20 protein-coding genes and 1 other RNA gene are annotated in these 23,245 nt (G+C 65.7%); 17 read left to right on the top strand and 4 right to left on the bottom strand.

Annotated features, from left to right (window positions below; translation table 11 throughout):
• The first annotated feature begins 85 nt into the window (after positions 1-85).
• Positions 86-2,347, top strand: coding sequence for a phosphoenolpyruvate--protein phosphotransferase (gene ptsP / locus LT988_RS09325; protein WP_232410553.1), 2,262 nt, complete (start codon positions 86-88; stop codon positions 2,345-2,347).
• A 26-nt stretch (positions 2,348-2,373) separates the two neighbouring features.
• Here ptsP and LT988_RS09320 read toward each other — a convergent pair whose 3' ends face one another.
• The 4 genes from LT988_RS09320 to LT988_RS09305 are packed head-to-tail and all read right to left on the bottom strand — an operon-like array spanning position 2,374 to position 6,685.
• On the bottom strand, positions 2,374-3,804 hold the full coding sequence (locus tag LT988_RS09320) for an FAD-binding oxidoreductase (protein ID WP_232409882.1): 1,431 nt from the start codon (positions 3,802-3,804) through the stop codon (positions 2,374-2,376).
• The gene (locus LT988_RS09315; protein WP_232409881.1) at positions 3,779-4,468 is read right to left on the bottom strand and encodes a BON domain-containing protein; all 690 of its coding nucleotides are present in this window, start codon (positions 4,466-4,468) and stop codon (positions 3,779-3,781) included. Before LT988_RS09315 ends, LT988_RS09320 begins: the two co-directional genes overlap by 26 nt.
• Positions 4,446-4,844 carry a YraN family protein gene (locus LT988_RS09310; protein ID WP_269752119.1) on the bottom strand — a complete coding sequence of 133 codons (399 nt, stop codon included), beginning with the start codon at positions 4,842-4,844 and terminating at the stop codon, positions 4,446-4,448. The genes LT988_RS09315 and LT988_RS09310 overlap by 23 nt, the downstream gene beginning before the upstream one ends.
• Positions 4,841-6,685: a penicillin-binding protein activator gene (locus LT988_RS09305; RefSeq protein ID WP_232409880.1), complete on the bottom strand. Its 1,845-nt coding sequence runs from the start codon at positions 6,683-6,685 to the stop codon at positions 4,841-4,843. The genes LT988_RS09310 and LT988_RS09305 overlap by 4 nt, the downstream gene beginning before the upstream one ends.
• A 33-nt stretch (positions 6,686-6,718) precedes the next feature.
• On the opposite strand from LT988_RS09305, the gene rsmI reads away from it, so the two are divergent.
• The 16 genes from rsmI to LT988_RS09225 all read left to right on the top strand — a co-directional run bounded on the left by rsmI (position 6,719) and on the right by LT988_RS09225 (position 23,243).
• A complete protein-coding gene (rsmI, locus tag LT988_RS09300; RefSeq protein ID WP_232409879.1) occupies positions 6,719-7,594 on the top strand; it encodes a 16S rRNA (cytidine(1402)-2'-O)-methyltransferase in 876 nt (291 codons plus the stop codon).
• Positions 7,595-7,667: 73 nt separating this feature from the next.
• Positions 7,668-8,039, top strand: an RNA gene (gene rnpB, locus LT988_RS09295) — RNase P RNA component class A.
• Positions 8,040-8,336: 297 nt separating this feature from the next.
• The gene (mraZ, locus tag LT988_RS09290; protein WP_232409878.1) at positions 8,337-8,792 is read left to right on the top strand and encodes a division/cell wall cluster transcriptional repressor MraZ; all 456 of its coding nucleotides are present in this window, start codon (positions 8,337-8,339) and stop codon (positions 8,790-8,792) included.
• 2 nt (positions 8,793-8,794) lie between these two features.
• On the top strand, positions 8,795-9,733 hold the full coding sequence (gene rsmH / locus LT988_RS09285) for a 16S rRNA (cytosine(1402)-N(4))-methyltransferase RsmH (protein ID WP_232410551.1): 939 nt from the start codon (positions 8,795-8,797) through the stop codon (positions 9,731-9,733).
• On the top strand, positions 9,730-10,020 hold the full coding sequence (gene ftsL / locus LT988_RS09280; RefSeq protein WP_232409877.1) for a cell division protein FtsL: 291 nt from the start codon (positions 9,730-9,732) through the stop codon (positions 10,018-10,020). Before rsmH ends, ftsL begins: the two co-directional genes overlap by 4 nt.
• The gene (locus tag LT988_RS09275) at positions 10,007-11,776 is read left to right on the top strand and encodes a peptidoglycan D,D-transpeptidase FtsI family protein (RefSeq protein ID WP_232409876.1); all 1,770 of its coding nucleotides are present in this window, start codon (positions 10,007-10,009) and stop codon (positions 11,774-11,776) included. Before ftsL ends, LT988_RS09275 begins: the two co-directional genes overlap by 14 nt.
• Positions 11,773-13,017, top strand: coding sequence for a Mur ligase family protein (locus LT988_RS09270; protein ID WP_232409875.1), 1,245 nt, complete (start codon positions 11,773-11,775; stop codon positions 13,015-13,017). The genes LT988_RS09275 and LT988_RS09270 overlap by 4 nt, the downstream gene beginning before the upstream one ends.
• Positions 13,017-14,387, top strand: a complete 1,371-nt coding sequence (locus tag LT988_RS09265) for a UDP-N-acetylmuramoyl-tripeptide--D-alanyl-D-alanine ligase (RefSeq protein WP_232409874.1) — start codon at positions 13,017-13,019, stop codon at positions 14,385-14,387. Before LT988_RS09270 ends, LT988_RS09265 begins: the two co-directional genes overlap by 1 nt.
• Positions 14,388-15,470, top strand: a complete 1,083-nt coding sequence (mraY, locus tag LT988_RS09260) for a phospho-N-acetylmuramoyl-pentapeptide-transferase (RefSeq protein WP_232409873.1) — start codon at positions 14,388-14,390, stop codon at positions 15,468-15,470. It abuts the gene before it with no gap.
• Between the two features lie 112 nt (positions 15,471-15,582).
• Positions 15,583-16,935 (top strand): UDP-N-acetylmuramoyl-L-alanine--D-glutamate ligase, encoded by a 1,353-nt coding sequence (gene murD / locus LT988_RS09255; RefSeq protein ID WP_232409872.1) that lies wholly within the window; start codon positions 15,583-15,585, stop codon positions 16,933-16,935.
• A complete protein-coding gene (gene ftsW, locus LT988_RS09250; RefSeq protein ID WP_232409871.1) occupies positions 16,932-18,146 on the top strand; it encodes a putative lipid II flippase FtsW in 1,215 nt (404 codons plus the stop codon). The genes murD and ftsW overlap by 4 nt, the downstream gene beginning before the upstream one ends.
• Positions 18,131-19,225, top strand: a complete 1,095-nt coding sequence (gene murG / locus LT988_RS09245; RefSeq protein WP_232409870.1) for an undecaprenyldiphospho-muramoylpentapeptide beta-N-acetylglucosaminyltransferase — start codon at positions 18,131-18,133, stop codon at positions 19,223-19,225. Before ftsW ends, murG begins: the two co-directional genes overlap by 16 nt.
• Positions 19,222-20,652 (top strand): UDP-N-acetylmuramate--L-alanine ligase, encoded by a 1,431-nt coding sequence (murC, locus tag LT988_RS09240; protein WP_232409869.1) that lies wholly within the window; start codon positions 19,222-19,224, stop codon positions 20,650-20,652. Before murG ends, murC begins: the two co-directional genes overlap by 4 nt.
• Positions 20,649-21,524: a UDP-N-acetylmuramate dehydrogenase gene (gene murB, locus LT988_RS09235; protein WP_232409868.1), complete on the top strand. Its 876-nt coding sequence runs from the start codon at positions 20,649-20,651 to the stop codon at positions 21,522-21,524. Before murC ends, murB begins: the two co-directional genes overlap by 4 nt.
• Positions 21,521-22,456, top strand: coding sequence for a D-alanine--D-alanine ligase (locus LT988_RS09230; protein WP_232409867.1), 936 nt, complete (start codon positions 21,521-21,523; stop codon positions 22,454-22,456). The genes murB and LT988_RS09230 overlap by 4 nt, the downstream gene beginning before the upstream one ends.
• On the top strand, positions 22,449-23,243 hold the full coding sequence (locus LT988_RS09225; RefSeq protein WP_232409866.1) for a cell division protein FtsQ/DivIB: 795 nt from the start codon (positions 22,449-22,451) through the stop codon (positions 23,241-23,243). Before LT988_RS09230 ends, LT988_RS09225 begins: the two co-directional genes overlap by 8 nt.
• Positions 23,244-23,245 lie beyond the last annotated feature (2 nt).

The raw sequence follows: 23,245 nt of genomic DNA, 5'->3' as shown, positions 1-23,245 counted from the left end.
GGAGCAGCTCGAGCGAGGGTCGGTCGGACTCGACGGCGCCGGCTCGGTTGCCGGGTCCGCGGCGGCTCCGGGGCAGGCCTCGCCTATGCTCGAATCGTTGCGACGCATCGTGCAGGAGGTCAACAACGCCCCCGACCTCGAGCGTGCACTGACCATCATCGTCCAGCGTGTGAAGCAGGCAGTCGGGGCCGATGTCTGCTCGGTCTATCTCAACGACTTCGACAACCGTCGGCACGTGTTGCACGCGACCGATGGACTGCGCGCGAAGGCGGTCGGCAGGGTGCGGTTGGAGTTGGGCCGAGGGTTGATCGGGTTGGTCAGCGAGCGCGCCGAAACGATCAACCTCGACGACGCGGTCAATCATCCACGCTACCAGCGCATCACGGATACCGGAGAGGAGCACTATCACGGGTTCCTCGGTGCGCCCATTATCCAGAATCGGAAGGTCCTGGGTGTGCTGGTCCTGCGGCAGCGCGAAAAGCGCCACTTCGGCGACGACGAGGTCACCTTCGTCGTCACGTTGGCATCGCAGCTGGCCGGCGCCATTACCTTTGCGCGCACCAACGGAGAGTTGGCCCGTCTTCAGGACGACGGGATCCCGCAACGTTTCCTGCCCGGCTTGCCGGCATCGCCCGGCATCGGCATCGGCGTCGCGGTGGTGGTCTACCCGCCGGCCGATCTCAACGCCGTTCCGGATCGGCGCGCCGAGAACCTCGACAACGAGGCCAAGGATTTTCTCGGTGCAGTGGAGCACGTGGCCGAGGACCTGGATCGCTTTGCGTTGCGGACCCAAGCACATCTCAGTGCCGAAGACATGGCCTTGTTCGACGCTTGGCGCCTGATGCTCGAGAGCGACACCCTGATCGACGGAACGCTCTCGAGGATTCGTGCAGGCAACTGGGCGCCCGGGGCGCTGCGCGAGACCATCGCCGAGCACGCGAAGGTCTTCGACGACATGGACGATGCCTATCTGCGCGAGCGCGCCTCCGATGTGCGCGATCTCGGTCGCTGTATCCTGACGCATCTGCAGAAGCTGACGGCGGCGCCGATCCAGTACGTGCCCAACACGATCCTGGTCGGCGACGAGCTCAGCGCCATGCAGATCGCCGATGTCCCGCGCGAGATGCTGGCGGGGATCGTTTCGACCACCGGCTCGGGCTCATCGCATGTCGGCATCCTTGCCCGCGGGATGGGCGTGCCGGCGGCGATGGCGGTTGCCGACCTGCCGGTCGGGCGTGTCGAGGGACGCGAGCTGGTGGTGGACGGTTACCGCGGGCGGGTCTACGTTGCGCCCGGCCCGACCGTTCGCGCCGAGTATCAGCGTCTCGCCGAAGACGAGGCGGCCCTGACCAGCGAGCTCCAGGCATTGCGCCATCTCCCGTCCGAGACCTCGGACGGTTACCTGGTGCCGCTCTACTTGAATACGGGCTTGGTCTCGGAGGCACGACCGCTCGGGATCGAGGAATCGGCCGGTGTGGGGCTCTACCGCACCGAGCTGCCCTTCATCGTGCGCGATACCTTTCCGGGCGAGACCGCGCAGATGTCGAACTATCGGCGGGTGCTCGAGCTGTTTGCCCCGCGCCCCGTCACCATCCGGACACTGGATATCGGCGGGGACAAGCCGTTGCCCTATTTCCCGATGCACGAGGCCAACCCCTTTTTGGGCTGGCGCGGCATCCGGATCACGCTCGATCAGCCCGAGATCTTCTTGACGCAGGTGCGCGCGATCCTGCGGGCGTCCATCGGACTGGACAATCTTCAGATCCTGTTGCCCATGATCAGCACGGTCGGCGAGGTGGACGAGGCGCTGCTGCTCATCCATCGCGCACACGATGAGCTGCTCGAGGAGGGCTATCAGGTGCGATTGCCGCCGATCGGCGTGATGATCGAGGTCCCGGCCGCCGTCTATCAGTGCGAGGCACTGGCGCGGCGGGTCGATTTTATCTCCGTGGGGACCAACGACCTCACCCAGTATCTACTCGCCGTCGATCGCAACAACGCCCACGTCGCAAAGCTCTACGACGAGTTTCATCCGGCGGTCTTGCGCGCACTGCTGCAGATCCTCGCGGGCGCGCGCGTTCACGGCCGCGAGGTGAGCGTCTGCGGGGAAATGGCGGGTGATCCGCTCGCGAGCTTCCTCCTGCTCGGCATGGGCGTGCACAGCTTGAGTATGGGTGCGGGAAGCCTGCTGCGTGTGAAGCGCGTCATCCGCAGCATCAGTCGGGCACGGGCCCGCGAGGTGCTCAAGGTGGCCCTCCAATGCGAGGATGCGGCGTCCGTGCGACGCCTGCTCCTGGATGCGCTCGAGGCGGTCGGGCTCGGCGGCTTGGTGCGCCCGGGCAAGTAGCCGATACCGGCATTCTTGGTTTCGGTTCAGCGACCTGTTTCGGTGCGCTTGGTGGTCTCCGGAAAGCCTTTCCCGGGATTGAGGATCCCGGCCGGATCGAACTGCCGCTTGATGTCGCGCATGAGCGCGAGCACGGGTGCCTCGATCTCGCGGTCGACGAAGGCGCGCTTGGCGATCCCGACACCGTGCTCGCCCGAGAGCGTTCCGCCGAGCTGCAGCACGAGCGAAAACATTGCGTCCAGGCACTGATGCGCGCTCTCGACGGCAACCGGATCGTCCGGGTCGATCAGAAGATTCACATGGATGTTGCCGTTGCCCGCATGACCGAAATTCACGATCTGCACGCCACTCTCTTGCGATAGCCTCTCCAGGCCCTCGATGAGCTCGCCCATGCGCGAGACCGGGACGACGACATCCTCGTTGATCTTTTTCGGCGCGATATGGCGCAAGGCCGGCGAGAGCGCCTTGCGTGTCGTCCAGAGCGCGGTGACCTCTTCGGGCGACTCTGCCCGGCGAAGTTCGACGAGGCCGGCATGATTTGCGGCTGCGGCGACCGCGGCGACGGACTGATCGATACAGCCGGCGGGTCCGTCGACCTCGATCATCAGCAGCGCCCCGACATCCTCGGGAAGGTCGAGCCCTGCGTAGCGTCGTACGGCCCGGATTGCCGCGGCGTCCATGATCTCCAAGGCGCAGGGGATCACGGGTTGCGACATGATTGCCGACACGGCAGCCGCGGCCGCGTGGATGTCCGCATAGGCTGCGCGCAGCGTACGCTTGGCCTCGGGCATGGGGGTGAGCTTCAGCGTAGCCTCGGTGATCAGGGCGAGCGTGCCCTCCGAGCCGATGATGAGCCGGGTGAGGTCGTAGCCGACCACGCCTTTCGTGGTCAGTACACCCGTGCGCAGTCGCTCGCCGCGACCGCTGACGGCCGCAAGGCCGAGCGTGTTTTCTCGCGGCGTTCCGTACTTGACCGCCCTCGGTCCGGCCGAGTTGTAGGCGAGATTCCCGCCGATGGTGCAGCTCGCTGCGCTGGTGGGGTCCGGCGGCCAGAAGAAGCCGAAGGCGCCGACGGCACGCTGGAGCTGTTCATTGAGTACCCCGGGTTGCACCACGGCGAGTCGATCCTCCGGGGCGATGCGCAGGATGGCGTCCATGCGCTCGAAGGAGAGCACGATGCCGCCCTGGTCCGGAACCGTCGCCCCGGTCGTGCCGGTACCGCGTCCTCGCGCGACGAGCGGGACGCCGGCGTCGCGGCAGAGCACGACCAGTGACATGATCTGCGCCTCGTCGGCGGCGAAGACGACGCCTTTGGGAAGTGCGTGGAGTCTGCTGTTGTCGTATCCATAGGGCCAGCAATCCGCTGGATCCGTGAGCAAGTGTCCCGCGCCGGCGATCCGTGCCAGACTCTTCAGGAATCCCGCAGACAGCTCAGGTGTCGGTGTAGTCGTCGACATATTCGAAAAGCTTCACCACACGTTTGACCCCAGGGACGTAACTGGCCTTCTCCGCTGCGGCATCGGCTTCCGTGGGGTTGACCAGACCCATCAGAAAGACCACGCCGTCGCTGGTGACCACCTTCACCCGCGTCGGGTCGAATCCGGGCAGTTGAATGCTGAGCATGTCCGTCTTGACGCGCCCCGTGATATAGGTGTCCTGGGCCTGTCGGGTCAGGTCGAGGCGGGGCCCGACCACGATCTCGTCGACGACCCGCTGGACCTTTCCGATGCGGCTCAGCAGCGCCGCGGCCTCATGTGCAACCTCGGTCGTATCGGCCGTGCCGGTGAGCAATAGGGTACGGTTGTAGCTGGTGGATGAGATCTGGGAGCGTCCGCCGATATCGGGATTGCTCATCAGGGCGCTCATCGCCTCGAGCTCGATCTGCTGATCGTCGAGGATCACGTTTGCCGGACGTCGGTCGTGGACCGTCGCGGCGGTGCCGACGGCTGCTGCGCCGAAGATCATCGGCGCGCAGCCGGACAGCAGCGTTGCACCGAGCAGCAGTAGGGCCGCTGCGGTGCGTCGGTGCCGTCCGATCGCGCGCACGATCGCGCCGAACTGATCGAGCGGCGTCCGAATGAAGCAACTGCGGAGGGATTTACGATTCAACGGCAAAGGCATTTTTGATCCATTCGATGCGGTCTCCGCCACTGACCGCCACCACGTCGAACCGACAGGGTAACACGGTCGGGTGGGCTTGAAGATAATGGCTGGCGGCAGCCGTCAAACGCTGTTGCTTGCGTCGGTCGACGGTCTCCGCCGGGGATCCGAAGCGGTCCGAGCGTCGGTAACGCACCTCGACGAAGACCAACGTTTCGCCGTCGCGCATCACCAGGTCGATCTCCCCGAAGCGGCAGCGGTGATTGCGCGCGATGGGTTGCAGATGCCGGCGTTTCAGATACACCTCTGCGAGACGCTCCTTGGCGTCGCCGACGCCCCGGGTTCCGGCTGCCTCGTCCGTTGCCCCCGATGACGGGCGACGCTTCTCGCCGCTCAAGGGCTCTCCGAGGCCGGCGTGTCGGATGGCTCCCCAGCTTCGAGAACCCCCGACTCGCCGAAGCGTCCGAGCGCGAGCTGGCGCTGGACGCGGCCCAGCGAGTCGATCGAGAGACCTCCGGTTTGTCCCGGATAAAAGGCGCCCGGGTTCTTGGCCAGCGCGGGCAGCCGCGGGGTGATGCGATAGGCGTCGATCCCCATCGCGTAGAGACGGGCCAGCGGATTGGCGACCTCGAACGACGATCCGCTCAGGCGTCGCCGCGACAGTGCACCCTCTCCGCCACTGTTCAGCATCCAAGGGATATCGACGAAATACAGCCCCGCCAGCACGCGGTCGCGAGCCGGATCGAAGACGCCGGAGTAGACGTGCGAAGTGGACATCACCGCCATCGAGGATTTGCTGAGCCGGATCTGCGGATACAGCTTGTGCGCGAGCTCGTTGGTCGCAACCAGGAAGAGGACATCCGCCTGCGAGTCGCCGAGAAGCGTGGTCACCGTCTTCTGGAAGTTTCGCGCCGTCGGGCTGTACACGGATTCGGCCTCCAGTGTTCCGCCCAGTCGGCGCCATTGGTTGCGGAACGCACTGGCGAGACGTGCTCCCCAAGGTCCTTGCGGATACAGCACGGCGGCGCGCTTCAGACCCATTGCGGCGGCCTTGTCGGCGACCTCCGCGGCCTCGTTCTCGGGCGACAGCGAGAACTGAAAGAGATTCGCTGCGGGCTGGGTGTCGCGGGTCGTTTGGTTCAGGGCCAGTGTCGGCACGGCGAGTGCGGGGCCGGCTGCGAGGCTGTCCACCGATTCCTTCGCGAGCGGGCCGATCACATAGTCCGCGCCGGACTCCACCGCCTTTGCGTGAAGGACGCGCGCGCGCGAGGTTTGGGTGCTGTCGATGAAATCGAGCGCCGGTCGGCTGCCGCTGGTGTCGGCTCGGCTGGCGGCCTCGATGCCCTCCTTGACCGACCTGGCGGCGCCCGCGAAGCGTCCACCGCGCGGGAGCATGACGGTCACGCTCTCACCCGAGGCGTATCCCCCCGACAAGATATTGACGTAGGCTTCGGCCAACCCGGGATGAGCAGGATGGCCGAGTCGTTTGGATTGCTCTTGCCGATAGCGCGTCTGGAATGTCGCAGGATCCGCGCCTGCGTCGTGGGCCAAGAGTGCGATCTCCGCCCAGCCTTTCATTGCCCCGCTTGAGCTGCGTGCGAGTTTGCGCAGCTGATCGCTGCTCATCGTGCCTAAGGTCGTCACCAGAGAGACCTGATTCAGGAGACGTGCATCCTCGTTGTCGAGCAGGCGATCGAGCGCGATCAGCGACTCCGCCGAGGCGACAGGATCGTTGGCGAGACGCTGGGCTGCGGCGAGTGTGCCGAGCCGCTGGATCTTCAAATCCTTCGGCAGGGTCTGAACCTGCATGGACTGAAGACGCGGGATCGCATCCTTGGGGCGTCCATCCAAGAGGGCGAGGTCCGCCTCGATGAGCAAGAGCTGCTCGCGTTGACTGCTCGTGAGTGCCGGGCGCGAGATCTCGCCGATGGTCTGCTGCGCCTGCAGTGTGTCTCCCGCCGAGAGGAAGGTGCGGGCCGCCTTGAGCTGGAGTTGCTCGCGTGCGGGCGGCGTGGCCCCCTTCGCGATGTCCAGATACGCCCGGGCCGCCGCATCCGCCTGTCCTTGCGCGGCGAGCGCATCGGCCTGGCTCAGCGGCTTTCCTGCCACGGGCGCCAACAGGCGCGCCTCGTCCCGAGCTGGATCGATCGCGCATCCGGTCAGTGAAAGAGCAACGAGGAGGGCGATGATCGTTATCGGAGTGGACAGGGGACGGTGGTCAACGCGATTCTTGGGCATGATCCGTTCCGGTTCGAGACGTTGGGAGGCGAGGTGCAGCAGTCAACGGGGGTACTATACGTGGTCGCCACGCCGATCGGCAATCTCGGGGACATGACCGATCGGGCGCGTAAGGTGTTGAGTGAGGTCGATTTGATCGCTGCGGAGGATACCCGTCAAACACTTCGGCTGCTCACCCATTTCGGCATTTCGTCCAAGCTCGTGGCCTATCACGACTACAACGAAGCCGTTGTTGCGCCTCGGCTCCTAGCCGAAATCGATGCAGGCAGAAGCGTTGCGCTCGTCTCCGATGCGGGTACGCCGCTGATCAGCGATCCCGGTTTCAGCCTGGTGGCCGCGGCGCGCGAGCGTGGTCTGAGCGTTGTCCCGGTGCCGGGCGCCAATGCCGCCATTTGCGCCCTCTCGGCGGCGGGTTTGCCGAGCGACCGTTTCCTCTTCGTCGGATTTCCCCCGCGCACCCGATCGCATCGCCTGGCCTGGCTCGCCGAGCTCGACGAGGAGCGGGGTACGCTGATCCTCTACGAGAGCGGCAAGCGCATCCTCGCCACCCTGGTTGATATCGGCGAAGCGCTGGGCGAGTCACGGCGCTTGGTCCTGGCGCGCGAGATGACCAAGTATTTCGAGACCTTCCTCGCCGGCACGCCCTGCGAGTTGGTGCAACGTCTCGACGGCGACGCCGAGCAACGTCTCGGGGAGTTCGTCGTGCTCGTCGCGGGCAACGCCGATGCGGGCGATGCGGATCGGGCTGAAGCGGAGCGGGTTCTGCGCATCCTCGGCGAGAGCTTGCCGTTGGCTCAGGCCGTCTCGATCGCGGCGCGCCTGACCGGGGTGAAGAAGAACGCGCTTTACCGACTGGGTCTCGAGCTGAACCTGGCTCAAGGCACTGCCGCGACGGACAGTGGAGAGTGAGTAGTCGTGATGCGCCACGCGTTCGCGATCGACCGAGACCCGAAGCACCGGTTGGCGTTATACTTGCCGGCTGGGAGTCGGCCGGACAGTCGCGCTCGCCGTTCGCGGCGAGGGAGGAAAGTCCGGGCTCCATAGGGCAGGGTGCCAGGTAACGCCTGGGGGGCGAGAGTCCACGGAAAGTGCCACAGAAAAGATACCGCCGATCCCGTCTTCGTGATGGGAGGTAAGGGTGAAATGGTGCGGTAAGAGCGCACCGCGCTGTTGGCAACAGCAGCGGCAGGGTAAACCCCACCCGGAGCAAGACCAAATAGGGGGGCGTGCAACTCTGTGTTGCAGCGCGCGGCCCGCGCGTGCCCCCGGGTAGGTCGCTCGAGGCGTACGGTGACGTACGTCCCAGATGAATGGCTGTCCCCGACAGAACCCGGCTTACAGGCCGGCTCCCAGCCCCTCTCCCGGACCCTTCCATGGATCCGACCGACGGCAGCCGAACCGCTGCGCCTCGTTCCTCGCATCTCTTCTGCAAACCCTCTTCAGCTTTACCCGTTAGTCGCATGAAAATAAATGCATTAGGCGGGGATTATGCTGTGCGTGGGGCGCCGCATCTAAGTTGCTGTCTGTGAAGAAATAAAGCTGCATCTCGCCTTGACGATCCCATTGAGCACCTCTAAGATGAGGTTGAAGTGGGGGGAAGTGGGGAATTGGGGGAGTAGTCGCCGGGCGCAAGTCACCACGGGGGGCGGCCGTGTTTCGGGGGGTTTTCATTGTCAATCTCGACGTCAAAGGGCGTCTTGCGGTTCCTGCAAAGCACCGCGAGCGGCTCCAGTCGTCGTGCAACTCCCAACTCGTCGTCACCGTCGACCGCGACCGCTGCCTCCTGCTGTACCCGGAGCCCGAGTGGGAGCTGATCGAAGCAAAACTCGCTGCACTTCCCGCGTTCGACAACACGGCCCGTGCGATCCAGCGCCTGTATATCGGCAACGCACAGGAGGTCGAGATGGACGCCCAGGGCCGAATCCTGCTGCCGCAGTACTTGCGTGAATTCGCCTCGCTGGAGAAACGTGTGGCCTTCGTCGGTCAGGGCTCGAAGTTCGAGCTCTGGGACGAACCCGCGTGGAACGCGCGCAACGAGGCGGCGCTCGGCGATGCGGATATCGGGGAGTTGGCGACGGCAGCCGGGCTCGGCTCTTTGACGCTTTGAGTATTTCTTTGATCGAACAACAACATCTGCCGGTGCTGCTGGAGGAGAGCGTGCACGCCTTGGTCGTGGATCCGAACGGCATCTATGTCGACGGCACCTTCGGGCGCGGCGGGCACAGTCGTGCCGTTCTGGCGCGCCTCGGCGAGTCCGGTCGATTGATCGCGATCGATCGCGATCCCGAAGCGGTCGATGCGGGGAGCGAGCTTGCGCATGCCGATCGGCGCTTCACGATGGTGTCCGGCCGCTTCGGCTCGATCACCGAGCTGCTCGCGCACGTCGGCGTCCAAGGCGATCTCTGTGGCTTGCTGCTGGATTTCGGGGTGTCCTCGCCTCAGCTCGACACAGCCGAGCGTGGTTTCAGTTTTTCCTCCGAAGGTCCTCTGGATCTGAGAATGGATCCCACCCGAGGTGAATCGGCGGCGCAATGGCTGGCCCACGCCTCCGATGCCGAGATCGTTCAAGTCCTGTTTGATTTCGGCGAGGAGCGTTTCGCCAGACGCATCGCACGCAACATCGTTGCGCAGCGCGGCGAGAGCCCCTTGACGACGACGACCCAGCTTGCTGCGTTGGTTGCGAGGTCGGTACCGACGCGTGAGCCCGGCAAGCACCCGGCAACACGCACCTTCCAAGCACTGCGTATCCGAATCAACGACGAGCTCGAGGAGATTCAGGATTGCCTGCGCCAATCCTGCGACCTCTTGGCTGGCGCCGGACGGCTGGTCGTCATCAGTTTTCACTCTCTGGAGGATCGTATCGTCAAGCGCTTCATGCGTACGGAATCGCGCGGTCCCGTCCTGCCCAAGGGTCTTCCGGTGACCGCCGAGGAGTCGCGGGGACGCTTGCGCATCCTGGGCAAGCCGGTGCGCCCGTCGCCTGCCGAGGTCGCGTCCAACCCCCGTGCACGCAGCGCCGTCATGCGGGTTGCGGAGCGTCTTGCATGAGTGCCCGCCCGCTTTGGATTCTGGTCGGGTTGGTCTTGGCAGTGACCCTTTCGGCGATCGCCGTGGTGTACACCAAGTACCAGACGCGTCTCCATTTCAGTCACTTGCAGGAGTTGCGCGCTCAGCGCGATGCCGTCGACGTCGAGTGGAATCGGCTTCGTCTCGAGGAGGCAGCTCTCTCGACGCATGTTCGGGTCGAGCGCAAAGCCAGGGACCAGCTGGGCATGTTCAATCCTAGGTTCGAGGATGTGTTGATGATCGAGGAGGTCGGCCGTGTCTACCCGTAACCGTCGTGCCCGACGTCCGGAGCCGAGGCGCGCCAAGCCGAATCTCGCGCTGCGTCGCCGCCTGTTGGTCGGTGTCCTGTCGAGCGCCTTTGTCGTGCTCTCGGTTGCGGTCTTCTATCGCCAGGTCGTCGAGACCGACTATCTGCGCAGTGAAGGCGAGCGTCGTTATCTGCGTGTGGGCGAGATCGCAGCGCGCCGTGGCATGATCACCGACCGCAACGGCGAGCCGCTGGCGGTGAGCACACCAGTGGAGACGGTCTGGGGCGAGCCGCGCAAGCTGGTCGAGCGACGCGACGCGATCCCGCCGTTGGCCAGGGCACTGGGGCTCGAACCGAACGCGCTGCAGGAACGGCTCGATGCCACCGCCGAGCGTGGGTTTCTCTATCTCAAGCGGCGTGTCAGCTTCGAGGAAGCGCGCGCGGTGCGCCAAGTCATCGCCGACCACGATCTCGTCGGCGTGGACTTCGAGACCGAGTATCGCCGCTTCTATCCGGGTGTCGAGGTCTTCGGGCACGTCCTCGGATTCACCGATATCGACGACAAGGGCCAGGAGGGTATCGAGCTGACCTACGATTCCTGGCTCAAATCCGAACCCGGGCTGCGTCGGGTCATTCGCGACGGTCGACAGCAGATCGTTCAGGAGATCGAACAGGTCCGCGCGCCGCGCCAGGGCGCGGATATCGCGCTCAGTCTCGACCGTCGCCTTCAGTTCCTCGCCTACCGCGAGCTCAAGGCCGCCGTTGCCGAGCACAAGGCGGTCGGCGGCACGTTGGTGGCTCTGGATGTGGAGACCGGCGAGATCCTTGCGATGGTCAACCAGCCGGGCTACAACCCGAACGCACAGCGCGGCGGCAGCAGCGAGCGTCGTCGCAATCGTGCGGTGACCGACGTCATGGAGCCGGGTTCGACGATCAAGCCGTTTGTCGTGGCCGCCGCGCTGGAGCGGGGCTTGATCACGCCGAAGACGACGATCGCGACGCGGGGCGGGGTGTTGTCGGTCGGGCGCAATACCGTCAAGGACGTGCGCAACTACGGCAACCTCAGCGTGACCGGCGTGATCACCAAATCGAGCAACGTCGGCATCGTGAAGATCGCCCAGATGATGAGCTACGGCGATCTTTGGGGTCTTTACGATCAGCTCGGCTTCGGCCACGCGACCGATGTCGGCGTGCCGGGCGAGAGCCGAGGCGTGCTGCGGCATCATTCGACATGGCGCGTCTTCGAACATGCCACCCAGGCCTTCGGCTACGGCTTGTCGGTCACGGCGTTGCAACTGGCTCAAGCCTATGGAGTGTTGGCCGCGGACGGCATCAAGCGTCCGGTGACACTCATGAGACAGGATCCCGCCTCCCCTGCGCGTGCGGGCGAGGAAACCCGCGTCCTGAGCGCCGAAACGGCGCGCAAGGTAAGGGCGATGATGGAAACGGTCGTTTCCGATCAAGGCACCGCGAAACGCGCAGCCATCACCGGATATCGGGTCGCCGGCAAGACCGGGACGGCCAAGAAATCGTCAGGTCGCGCCGGCTACGGCGGCGGGCGCTATCAGGCCGTGTTTGCGGGCTTCGCCCCCGCGGGCTCGCCGCGCTTGGTGATCGCGGTGATGATCGACGAACCGAAGGGCAAGGCTTACTACGGTGGACTCGTGGCCGCGCCCGTCTTCCAGAAAGTGATGGAAGGCGCTTTGCGACTGTTCAATGTCCCTCCGGACGACCCGCAACCCTCGATGTTGCTTGCCCGACGCGAGGCCCAGCCATGATGGCGGATCGCCTCTTGGGCTCGCCGAACGCCCGCCCGGAGACCTTCGGCGTCATTGGGGCGCGGGGGAAGACCAGCGTTGCCCACGCTCTGGCGCAGGTTTTGGCCGTAGAAATGCCTTGCGGCGTCATCGCCACCGTCGGTCACGGGTTTCCCGGCGACCTCAAGACGACGGGCGACCCCGCCGCTCGCGGCCTATGTGCGACGCTCGAGGGGCTCTGTCTGCGCGGTGCCCGGGCCGTTGCCATCGAGGTCCCCTTCGAGGCGCTCGCGTGCTCCCGGGCGGAGGACCTTCACTTCACGCATGTGCTCTTCACCGGAATGGATGGAGCCGATCCGAGCGATAGGGGCGCGTCTTCGGATCGCGCCGACGCTGTCCTGCGTCTCTTCGGGTCTCCCGATCTGAAGTGGGCCGTCCTGAATCTGAGCGATCCTTTTTCGAAGACCATCCTGGATGCACTGCCGACGGGTGTCGCTGTGGCGGGTTTCTTAGTGGAGCGGAACGCGGCGCTCCCCGATGACGACGTCCTGCGCGCATGCGATATCCGGCTTCGTGCCCGAGAGATCGCGCCGATGCCGAGGGGTCTGCGGTTGTGCGTCGCCTGTGAGACGCGCGATGCCCATACCGAGGCGGATTTCGCTGTCGGTCTGATCGGTGCCTTCAATGCGAACAATCTTCTGGCCGTCTTGGCCGTGTTGCTCGCGCGCGGTCTTCCGCTCGAGCGCGCTGCGAGGGAGTTGAGCCTGATCCAGGGCGTGCCCGGCCGCATGGAATGTTTCGGCGACGCGCAAACACCGCTGATCGTCGTCGACGAGGCCCGGACACCGGCCGCACTCGAGACGGCGCTCGTGAATCTGCGCCGACATGGTCCACGGCGCATCTTCACGGTCTTCGGCTGCGCCGGCGAACGCGACCGCGACAGTCGCCCCGTCATGGGGGCGATTGCCGAGCGTCTGAGCGACGAGCTGATCCTCACCGACGATAATCCGCGCGGGGAGTGCGGCGAGACCATCCTCGCCGATATCCTCGCCGGCGTTGTCGATCCGGGGCGCGTACGGGTGAGACGCCGGCGCGCCCTCGCGATCCGCACTGCGATCACCCTGGCGGGCATCGGTGATGCCGTGCTGGTGGCCGGTAAAGGTCACGAGACGATCCAAGAGATGGGCGAGCTCAAGGTGCGCTTCAGCGACCGCGCCCAAGTCGTCGAGGCATTACGGGAATGGAAGGAGGGTCGTCGGTGATGTGGTCTCTCTCGGAAGCTGTTGCTCGCGCCGGTGGTCGTCTCGAAGGCGAGGATCGTCACTTCGCCTCGGTCGGCACCGACAGCCGTGCCGATTGCAGCGGCCAGCTCTTTGTCGCGCTGCGCGGCGAGCGTTTCGACGGGCATGACCATGTCGCCGCCGCCCGTGCCGCGGGTGCCGTCGCTGCGATGGTCGATCACCCGCTCTCCGTGGACCTTCCGCAGTGGATCGTTCAGGATACCCGCGCCGGGCTCGGGGCCCTCGCGGCGGCTTGGCGCGACCGCTTCGCCGGTCGAGTCGTCGCCATCACGGGGAGCAACGGCAAGACCACGGTCAAGGAGATGGTCGCCGCCATCCTCGGTCAGGTCGGTAGCGTCCGCGCGACCCGCGGTAATCTGAACAACGATATCGGGATGCCCTTGACCCTCTTGAGTGCCCGCGACGAGGACTTTCTCGTTTTGGAAATGGGGGCCAACCACCACGGCGAAATCGGTTACATGACCGACATCGCCCGTCCGGATGTCGCCCTCATCACGAATGCCGGGCGCGCTCACCTGGAGGGTTTCGGCAGTGTCGACGGCGTTGCCCATGCAAAAGGCGAGATCGCCCGCGGCCTGCCGAGCCACGGAGTGTTCGTCTTCGCCGGCGATTCCCCGTACGCCGCTCTCTGGCACGGACTGGCGGCCGATCGCCGCACCCTGACGTTCGGGCTGGAGGGTCCTGAAGATCTCCGGGCGGATCTCCGGGCGGATCGCTCGGCGATCCGGGTCGAGTGGAACGAGGCGGGTTTCAGCACTCATGTCGTTGCCCATCACGACGGAAAGGCGGTCCCGATCGCCCTGCGTCTAGCCGGCGAGCACAACGCCCGCAATGCCTTGGCCGCCGCTGCGACGGCGCTGGCGCTCGGGATCGAGCCGAGCGCGATCCAGGCGGGCCTCGCGACGCTGACGCCCGTGAAGGGCCGTCTCTGTCCCCGTCAATGTGGTGCGGCAGGCGTGATCGACGACACCTACAACGCCAATCCGGATTCGATCGCCGCGGCGATCCAGGTCCTCGCGGGACTGTCGGGCAGGCGTTGGTTGGTCTTGGGCGACCTCGCCGAGCTGGGCTCCGAGGCCGACGCCCTGCATCGTCAAATCGGCGAGATCGCGCGTGAGGCCGGCGTCGATCGTCTTTTCAGCGTGGGCATCCTGAGCGCGTCGGCGACGTCTGCCTTCGGCGACGGCGCACGCCACTTTACCGACCAGGGGGATCTCGTGCGTGCGCTTCGGACCGAGATGTCCTCAGATGACCGTATCCTGGTCAAGGGCTCCCGCTCCGCGCGGATGGAGCAGGTCGTCGAGGCGCTGTGCGCCGAAGGAGAGCGTTAGGTGCTGCTTTACCTTGCCGAATGGTTGTCGCAGTTTCAGACCGGATTCAATGTCTTCCGGTATCTGACCTTGCGCGCCATCATGGGCGTTCTCACGGCGCTCGCGATCGCTTTGCTCGTCGGCCGGCCGATGATCATGCGTCTGCGCGCCTACAAGGTCGGTCAGATGGTGCGCGACGACGGCCCGCAGAGTCATCTTTCCAAGGCCGGTACGCCGACGATGGGCGGTGCGCTCATCCTCGTTGCGGTCGCAGTGAGCACGCTGTTGTGGGCCGATCTGGACAACCGCTACGTCTGGATCGTGCTCCTGACCACGCTTGCGTTCGGCCTTGTCGGTCTGGTAGACGATTACAAGAAACTGGTGCTTCGGAATCCACGTGGCTTGGCGGCCCGGTGGAAATATCTTTGGCAGACCGTCGCGGGTTTTTCCGCCGCGATCGCGCTCTACGTGACGGCGGGCTCGCCTGCGGAAACCGAGCTGCTGATTCCCTACCTGAAGGACGTCTCGATCCAACTCGGACCTTGGTTCATTGTGCTGACCTATTTCGTGATCGTCGGCGCCAGCAACGCGGTGAACTTGACCGATGGTCTGGACGGTCTCGCAGTCATGCCGACGGTCTTGGTTGCCGGTGCATTGGCGGTCTTCGTCTATGCCGCGAGCCATGGACCCATCTCGAGCTATCTCCTGATCCCGCACATCCCGGAGGTTGGCGAGCTGGTCGTCTTCTGCGGTGCCTTGGTCGGCGCGGGCTTGGGGTTTCTCTGGTTCAACGCTTATCCGGCGCAGGTCTTCATGGGCGACGTCGGCGCTTTGGCGCTGGGCGCCGCTCTCGGGGTGGTTGCGGTGGCGGCGCGCCAAGAGTTGGTGCTCTTCGTGATGGGCGGCGTCTTCGTCGTCGAGACCATCTCCGTGATGATGCAGGTGATGTCCTTCAAGCTCACGGGCAAACGCATCTTCCGAATGGCGCCGATCCATCATCATTTCGAGCTCAAAGGCTGGCCCGAGCCGCGCGTCATCGTCCGCTTCTGGATCGTGACGGTTGTTCTCGTGCTGGTCGGATTGGCGAGTCTGAAGATCCGGTAGGCGCAGCGACAGCGTAGGGTTCGTGTAGGCTTTGATTCGATGGGGGGGGAATGAAAGCGATCGAAACGGACAATCGCGGCACGGGTCCGCGCATGTCTTCCGAGCAGGTACGATGAGTCTGCTGTCCGGTGCCGCGAAGACCTTAGTGGTCGGTCTCGGTAAGACAGGGCTCTCGTGTGCCCGTTATTTGCGCTCGCAAGGCATCGCGACGGTCGTGATCGACTCCCGCGAGAATCCGCCCGGTGTGCAGCAGTTGCGCGAAGAGATGCCGGAGGTCGAGGTCTTCGTCGGAGGCTTCGAGTCCGAGGTCTTTGCGGCCGCTGCGCGCCTGCTCGTCAGTCCCGGTGTGCCCGTCTCCGAGCCACTGATTCAGGCTGCGATCGCGCGCGGTGTCGAGGTCATCGGCGACATCGAGCTCTTCGCACGTGCCGCGCGGGCCCCGATCTGCGCCATCACCGGATCGAACGGCAAGAGCACGGTGACGACGCTGGTCGGGCAGATGGCCGCGGCCGCCGGGCTGCGTGTGGCCGTCGGCGGAAACCTGGGCGAGCCCGCGTTGGAGTTGTTCCACGCCTCGATCGAGCGCTATGTCCTGGAGCTGTCGAGCTTCCAACTGGAGACCACCGTTAGCCTTCGCGCCGATGTGGCGGTCGTCCTCAATGTCTCGGCCGACCACATGGACCGCTATCCCGATCTGGACACCTATGCGCGAACCAAGGGACGTATCTACCGGGGAGCGCGGGTAGCCGTCGTGAATCGCGACGACCCGATCGTTGCCGCAATGCCGCGGGAGGCCGCGCTCGAAATCGGATTCACCCTCGGCGAGCCGACCGAAAGCGACTTCGGTTTGCGCGTGCACGGCGGTACGAGTTGGATCTGCCGAGGGACACAGCCTCTGATGCGGGCCTCCGAGGTTCGCATCCCGGGGATGCACAATCTGGCAAACGCCGTTGCGGCCTTGGCGTTGGCCGGCGGGTGCGGCCTGCCGATGGAACAGGCCTGCGCGGTTCTGCGTCGCTTCTCGGGATTGCCCCACCGCAGCGAGCTGGTCGCGGAGCGCGACGGCGTGCGCTGGTACGACGATTCCAAGGGGACGAATCCGGGGGCGACCGTGGCGGCACTTAAAGGGTTGATCCCTTCCGGCAGCGCAGGCCGCGCGGTCCTGATTGCCGGCGGCGACGGCAAAGGTGCCGATTTCGCGCCTCTGCGCTCGGCGGTCAAGCGCGCCGCGCGCGCGGTAGTTCTGATCGGACGGGACGCCGGGATCATCGCGCAGGCGTTGGACGGCGAGGTCCCTCTGGTCGAGGCCGCGAACATGCAGGATGCGGTCGCTCGGGCTGCGGCGATCGCCCGGCCCGGTGATACGGTTCTTCTCTCGCCGGCCTGCGCCAGTTTCGATATGTTCGACAGCTACGAGCATCGCGGGCGTGTCTTTGCCGAGGCGGTGCGGGGACTCGGCGCATGACGGTCGCCGCCCGCCAGGTTCGTGGCAATCCAGCGCGCAGCGCGCTCCGCAGGCGTGGGCGCCCGGTGGCCGGGGTGGACTACCCCTTGCTCTTCTGCGCGCTGGGGTTGGTGGCGTTCGGCTTTGTGATGGTGGCATCGGCATCGATGTCGATCGCGGTCAAATGCTGCGACGATCCCTTTTTTTACGTCACGCGCCACGGCTTGGCGCTGGGACTGGCCCTTACCCTCGCCGTCCTGGCCTACAGTGTGCGGGTCGAGTGGTGGGAGCGCGGCGGGGTTTGGCTTTTCCTGCTCGGTGTCCTCTCGCTCGTCTTGGTGTTGGTGCCCGGAGTAGGTCGCGAGGTCAACGGCGCGACGCGCTGGATCCCGCTCGGTCCGCTGAATGTTCAGCCCTCCGAGCTGGTGAAGCTGTTTGCGATCGTCTACGTGTCGGGATACCTGGTCCGCCATGCCGATGACGTCGTCAACCGGATCTCGGGATTCATCCGGCCCATGATTTTGATCGGAATTGCCGGTGCACTGATCCTGCAGCAGCCGGACTTCGGGACGACGGCGGTCATGCTGGCGACCGTCATGGGCCTGCTCTTTTTGGGCGGGGTCAGCCTCATGCCTTTCGTGGTGCTGTTCCTGGTCGTCGCTGCCGGGCTTTTGGTGCTGGTCGTCGTCTCACCCTATCGATTGCAGCGCGTGACCTCGTTTATCGATCCCTTTCAAGACCCCTTCAACACGGGTTATCAGCTGAGCCAGGCCTTGATCGCCTTCGGTCGTGGTGAATGGCTCGGTGTGGGGCTGGGTAACGGGATCCAGAAGCAGTTCTTTCTGCCCGAGGCCCATACGGACTTCATCGCATCGGTCGTGGGCGAGGAGCTCGGTCTGGTCGGGATGCTTGTGCTGATCGCGGCCTTCGCCTTCCTGACGTGGCGGGCCTTCTCGATCGGGGCGCGGGCAGAGGCCGTCGGCGAACGTTTCTCCGCTTATGTCGCCCAGGGGATCGGCCTCGGTCTCGGTCTGCAGGCCTTCGTGAATATCGGCGTGAATGTGGGGATGTTGCCGACCAAGGGCTTGACGCTGCCCTTCATGAGCTACGGGAGCAACAGCTTGATCGCCGCCTGTATCGCGATTGCGATCCTGCTGCGGATCGACGCGACGGTGCGTCGCATCGAAGCAGAGAAGGGACCTGCACGGGGGCTGCCATGGGTACGAGCGTAGCCGTCATGGCCGGGGGCACCGGTGGGCATGTCTTTCCCGCGCTGGCCGTTGCCGAGCGTCTTCGCGAGCAGGGCGTGGGTGTCTTCTGGATCGGCACGCGCCGCGGGATGGAGTCGCGTCTGGTGCCCGAGCACGGAGTGGAGATGGAGTGGATCCGCATCGAAGGTCTGCGCGGCAAGGGGATCGCTCAGATCCTCGGCGCCCCCTTCAAGATCGCGGTTGCACTCTGGCAGGCCGCACGGATTCTGCGTCGGCGCCGTCCTTCGGTGGTCTTGGGGATGGGTGGATTCGCGTCCGGTCCCGGCGGTCTGGCCGCGCGAGTGTTGGGTCTGCCGCTGGTGATCCACGAGCAGAACTTTGTGCCCGGCATGACCAATCAGTGGTTGGCACGGATTGCCACGCGGGTGTTCGAGGCCTTTCCCGGAAGCTTCCCCGGTGCGCGTGATGCCCATGCCTGCGGAAACCCGGTGCGTCGCGCGATCCTCGATCTGCCGTCGCCGCGCGAGCGTCTGGCGCGCCGCCGCGCGGCAGGCACTGCGGAGCCCCTTCGTCTGCTCGTCCTGGGCGGCTCGCTCGGGGCTCGAATCCTCAACGAGATGGTCCCGGCTGCCCTGGCAGAGCTGCCGGCGGAGCGGCGTCCGCGCGTGCGCCATCAGGCCGGCGAGAGCACCCTCGAGACGGCGCGGAAGGCCTATCGGTCGGTCGGGATCGAGGCCGAGGTGGCACCCTTCATCACCGACATGGCCGAGGCGTATGGTTGGGCCGACCTGGTCGTCTGCCGGGCCGGCGCGCTCACGGTCTCGGAGCTGGCCGCGGCCGGCGTCGCCTCGGTGTTGGTGCCATATCCTTTCGCGGTCGACGACCATCAGGTCGGCAATGCTCGCTATCTGGCCGACGTCGGGGCGGCGCGACTCGTCGTTCAGCGCGACCTCACCGTCGCCGGTTTGACTAATCTGCTCAATGACTTGCTGGGAGACCGCGAGACCCTGTCGGCCATGGCCGATGCAGCCCGCGAGCGGGCACAGCCGGATGCCGCAGGACGGATCGCGGCGGCTTGCTTGGAGGTCGCCGAGCGATGAACGCACACCTTCAACACACCGCCGCTCGGATGGGTCGGGTTCGTCGACTCCACTTCGTCGGGATCGGTGGTTCCGGAATGAGCGGCATCGCCGAGCTGATGGCCAATCTGGGCTACGAGGTCGCGGGGTCGGATCTGCGCGCGAGCGATGCGACGCGCCGCCTCGAGGGGCTGGGTGTCGAGATCTTTATAGGGCACCGGGCCGAGCAGGTTGCGGATGCCGACGCGGTCGTGGTGTCGAGCGCGATCGACGAGACCAATCCCGAGATTCAGGGCGCGCGCGCCGGGCGTATCCCGATCGTGCGTCGTGCCGAGATGCTCGCCGAGTTGATGCGCTTCTACTACGGCGTCGCCGTGGCAGGAACGCATGGCAAGACGACGACCACCAGCCTGGTCGCGAGCATCCTCGCCGAGGGCGGACTCGACCCGACCTTCGTGATCGGCGGTCGGCTCAACAGCGCGGGCGCCAATGCCAAGCTGGGGACCACCAAATATCTCGTCGCCGAGGCCGACGAGAGCGATGCCTCCTTCCTGTATCTGCAACCCATGATCTCGATCGTCACCAATATCGATGCCGATCACATGCGCACCTACGGCAACGACTTTAATCGGCTGCGCAGCACCTTCATGGAGTTTCTGCACCACCTGCCCTTCTACGGGCTCGCGGTGCTCTGTATCGACGACGACGAGATCCGAGCCCTGATCGAGACGGTGCCGCGTCCCGTGCGCACCTACGGCACGCGCGCCGAGGCCGACGTGCGCGCGGTCGAGATCCGGCAGGACGGCATGCGCACCCGTTTTCGCGTCGAGGCCCGGGATCTCGAGTCGCCTTTGGAGATCGATCTGAACCTGCCCGGTCGGCATAACGTGCTGAATGCGCTGGCCGCCATCAGCGTTGCGCTCGAGCTGGGTGTCGAGGATGAGGCGATCGCGCGCGCACTCTCCCGCTTCGAAGGGGTTGGACGTCGCTTCATGATCAGCGCGCTGACCGACACATCCGGTCGCCGACTGCTCTTGGTCGACGACTACGGGCACCACCCGCGCGAGGTCGCGGCCACCCTGGCGGCGGCCCGCGCCGGATGGCCCGGACGCCGACTGGTCTTGGTCTTCCAACCCCATCGGTATACGCGGACCCAGGAGCAGTTCGAGGACTTCGTGGCCGTCCTGTCCAGCGCCGATGCGCTCGTCTTGTGCGAGGTCTACCCGGCTGGCGAGGCGCCGATACCGGGGGCCGACGGGCGTGCCTTGAGCCGTGCGATCCGCACCCGCGGTGAGTTGGATCCGATCTTTGCACAGGGGATCGACGAGGTGCCGGGTCTTTTGGACAACTTGGTGGCCGACGGCGACATGGTGCTGATGATGGGTGCCGGCGACATTGGCGGTCTGGCGGCGCGTCTGCCGAGCCTGATGGTCCGGTCGGGGGCATGATGGGCGAGCTGCGCGAGCGCGAGCCACTCTCCCGCCATACCAGTTGGCGGGTCGGCGGGCCCGCGCGCCGCTTCTATCGGCCCACGGATGCGGAGGATCTCGCGGCCTTCCTGGCCCGGCTCGACCCGCAGGAGCCGCTCTTGTGGCTTGGACTCGGGAGCAATCTGCTGGTGGACGACGCCGGTTTTCCCGGCACCGTGATCCAGACGCAGGCCTGTCTGACACGTTTGGAACGATGCGGTGAAACCGGGATTAAGGCCGAGTCCGGTGTCTCCTGCGCCAAGGTGGCTCGGTTCGCGTCGCGGCACGATTTGGTCGGGTGCGAGTTCCTCGCCGGCATCCCCGGCACCATGGGGGGCGCTTTGGCCATGAATGCCGGCGCTTGGGGTGGCGAGACCTGGGAGCATGTCGTCTCGGTGCGGACCATCGATCGCGTCGGTCGGGTTCGCGAGCGCGTGCCCGGCGATTTCTCGATCGGCTACCGCGAGGTCATCGGGCCGCCCGGCGAGTGGTTCCTGGATGTCGCGCTCGAGCTTGCCCCCGGCAACGGCAAGGCCGGGATGGCGCGGATCCGCGAGCTGCTCGACCGGCGTGCGCAGACACAGCCCGTGGGGCTGCCGAGCTGCGGATCGGTGTTCCGCAATCCGCCCGGCGATCATGCGGCGCGCCTGATCGAGGCGGAAGGGCTTAAGGGTTATCGGATCGGCGGCGCTCAGGTGTCCGAGAAGCACGCGAACTTCATCATCAACACGGGCGAGGCCAGTGCCGCGGACATCCGCGAGCTGATCGACCTGGTGCAGCGCCGGGTCGAGGACGCCACCGGCGTCAGACTGGTGCCCGAGGTCAAACACATCGCCGGAGAGCATTCATGACACCAGAGAAGATCCAGGCGCGCGCTCGGTTCGGCAAGGTCGCAGTACTCCTCGGCGGGCGTGCGGCGGAACGCGAGATCTCGCTCAAGAGCGGAAGTGCCGTGCTGGCGGCCCTGCTGCGTCAGGGTATCGATGCCCATCCGCTGGATCCGGACGAGCGTGTGCTCGAAGACCTACGCACCGGCGGCTTCGATCGCGCCTTCGTCATCCTGCACGGGCGCGGTGGCGAAGACGGCCAGATCCAGGGTGCCCTGGAGACCATCGGGATGCCCTACACGGGTTCCGGTGTGCTGGGCTCGGCGCTCGGCATGGACAAGTATCGCTGCAAGCTGGCATGGACCGGGTGCGGTTTGCCCACAGCCGCCTCGGTGTTGCTGCGCACGGACGCCGATCTGGCAGCCGCAGAGGCGCTTGGCTTCCCGCTCATGGTCAAGCCGGTCCACGAGGGATCGAGCATCGGCATGGCGCGTGTCGAGGACATGGCCTCGCTGGCCGATGCTTGGCGCGCGGCCCGCGGTTACGATGCCCTGGTCCTCGCCGAACGATGGATTCATGGCGCCGAGTACACCTGCGCCGTGCTCGGGGGGGATGCGCTCCCCATGATCCGACTCGAAACGCCGCACGCCTTTTACGACTTCGAAGCCAAGTATCGGGCGGACAGCACGCGTTATCACTGCCCCTGCGGTTTGCCCGAAGTGGAGGAGTCGCGGCTGCAGCGACTCGCGCTCGACGCCTTCGAGGCCACCGGGGCGAGCGGCTGGGGACGGGTCGACCTGATGGTCGACGGGAGCGGAGAGCCGTTCCTGCTGGAGATCAACACGGTCCCGGGCATGACCGACCACAGCCTGGTCCCGATGGCTGCTCGGGTGGCGGGGCTGGACTTCGATACCTTGGTGTTGCGAATCCTGGAGACGAGTCTCGACCGTGGTTGACCCGGCTCACATCACTCCGACGGTCGAGGAAGTGCGTCCACGTCGCTCCGGGCGTTGGCTCGCTCTCGTCGGGTTCCTTCTGATCTCGGTCATGGCGAGCGGCATTTGGCTGCTGGGCCTTTGGGAGCCGCAGTTGTTGCCTGTGCGCATCATCGCCGTGGAGGGCGAGCTGCATCACCACTCATCGCGCTTGTTGCAGGAGACCATCAGCGAGCGGCTGCGCGGCGGCATCCTAACGGCCGATTTGAAGGATCTGAAGCAGGCCGCCGAGGACTTGGCCTGGGTCGGTCACGCTACCGTGCGACGCGTTTGGCCGGATCGGCTGCAGGTCGAGGTCGAGGAGCACCGCCCGATCGCGCGCTGGAATCGCGACGGTTTGGTGACGGCCGAGGGCATCGTTTTTCGGCCCGGCACGGGTACGGTCCCGGCGGGTCTCCCGCTGCTCGAAGGCGAGGATCGACGTGCGCCGGAGGTGGTGAAGCGCTATGTGCAGTGGCGCGACGATCTGATGTTGATCGGCCATCTCATTCAGTCGCTCTCCGTCGACCCGCGGGGGGCGTGGCGCGTCGAGCTGGTCATGGGTGTCGAGTTGTATCTCGGCACGGAGGACATCGATCAGCGACTTGCGCGCTATATCGCCAGCGCGACACAGTTGGAGGCGGCCGGTCAGCCGCTGGTGGTGGACCTGCGCTACAGCAATGGTTTCGCCGTGAAATGGGCAGCGAACGCCGAGCCGCAGGCTCGTGCGACAACGGATCGCCAGAGGCGATCCGGCAAACGAGGATGAGA

Origin of the sequence: Thiocapsa bogorovii, from assembly GCF_021228795.1 — a bacterium.
GTDB classification, from domain to species: domain Bacteria; phylum Pseudomonadota; class Gammaproteobacteria; order Chromatiales; family Chromatiaceae; genus Thiocapsa; species Thiocapsa bogorovii.
The sequence above is the reverse complement of the archived record's forward strand: the minus strand, read 5'-3'. Positions and strand labels throughout refer to the sequence as shown.

Coding starts and splice junctions, on each gene's coding strand:
- ptsP (WP_232410553.1), top strand. CDS start 86: ATGCTCGAATCGTTGCGACGCATCGTGCAGGAGGTCAACAACGCCCCC.
- LT988_RS09320 (WP_232409882.1), bottom strand. CDS start 3,804: ATGTCGACGACTACACCGACACCTGAGCTGTCTGCGGGATTCCTGAAG.
- LT988_RS09315 (WP_232409881.1), bottom strand. CDS start 4,468: ATGCCTTTGCCGTTGAATCGTAAATCCCTCCGCAGTTGCTTCATTCGG.
- LT988_RS09305 (WP_232409880.1), bottom strand. CDS start 6,685: ATGCCCAAGAATCGCGTTGACCACCGTCCCCTGTCCACTCCGATAACG.
- ftsL (WP_232409877.1), top strand. CDS start 9,730: ATGAGTGCCCGCCCGCTTTGGATTCTGGTCGGGTTGGTCTTGGCAGTG.
- LT988_RS09270 (WP_232409875.1), top strand. CDS start 11,773: ATGATGGCGGATCGCCTCTTGGGCTCGCCGAACGCCCGCCCGGAGACC.
- LT988_RS09265 (WP_232409874.1), top strand. CDS start 13,017: ATGTGGTCTCTCTCGGAAGCTGTTGCTCGCGCCGGTGGTCGTCTCGAA.
- murD (WP_232409872.1), top strand. CDS start 15,583: ATGAGTCTGCTGTCCGGTGCCGCGAAGACCTTAGTGGTCGGTCTCGGT.
- ftsW (WP_232409871.1), top strand. CDS start 16,932: ATGACGGTCGCCGCCCGCCAGGTTCGTGGCAATCCAGCGCGCAGCGCG.
- murG (WP_232409870.1), top strand. CDS start 18,131: ATGGGTACGAGCGTAGCCGTCATGGCCGGGGGCACCGGTGGGCATGTC.
- murC (WP_232409869.1), top strand. CDS start 19,222: ATGAACGCACACCTTCAACACACCGCCGCTCGGATGGGTCGGGTTCGT.
- murB (WP_232409868.1), top strand. CDS start 20,649: ATGATGGGCGAGCTGCGCGAGCGCGAGCCACTCTCCCGCCATACCAGT.
- LT988_RS09230 (WP_232409867.1), top strand. CDS start 21,521: ATGACACCAGAGAAGATCCAGGCGCGCGCTCGGTTCGGCAAGGTCGCA.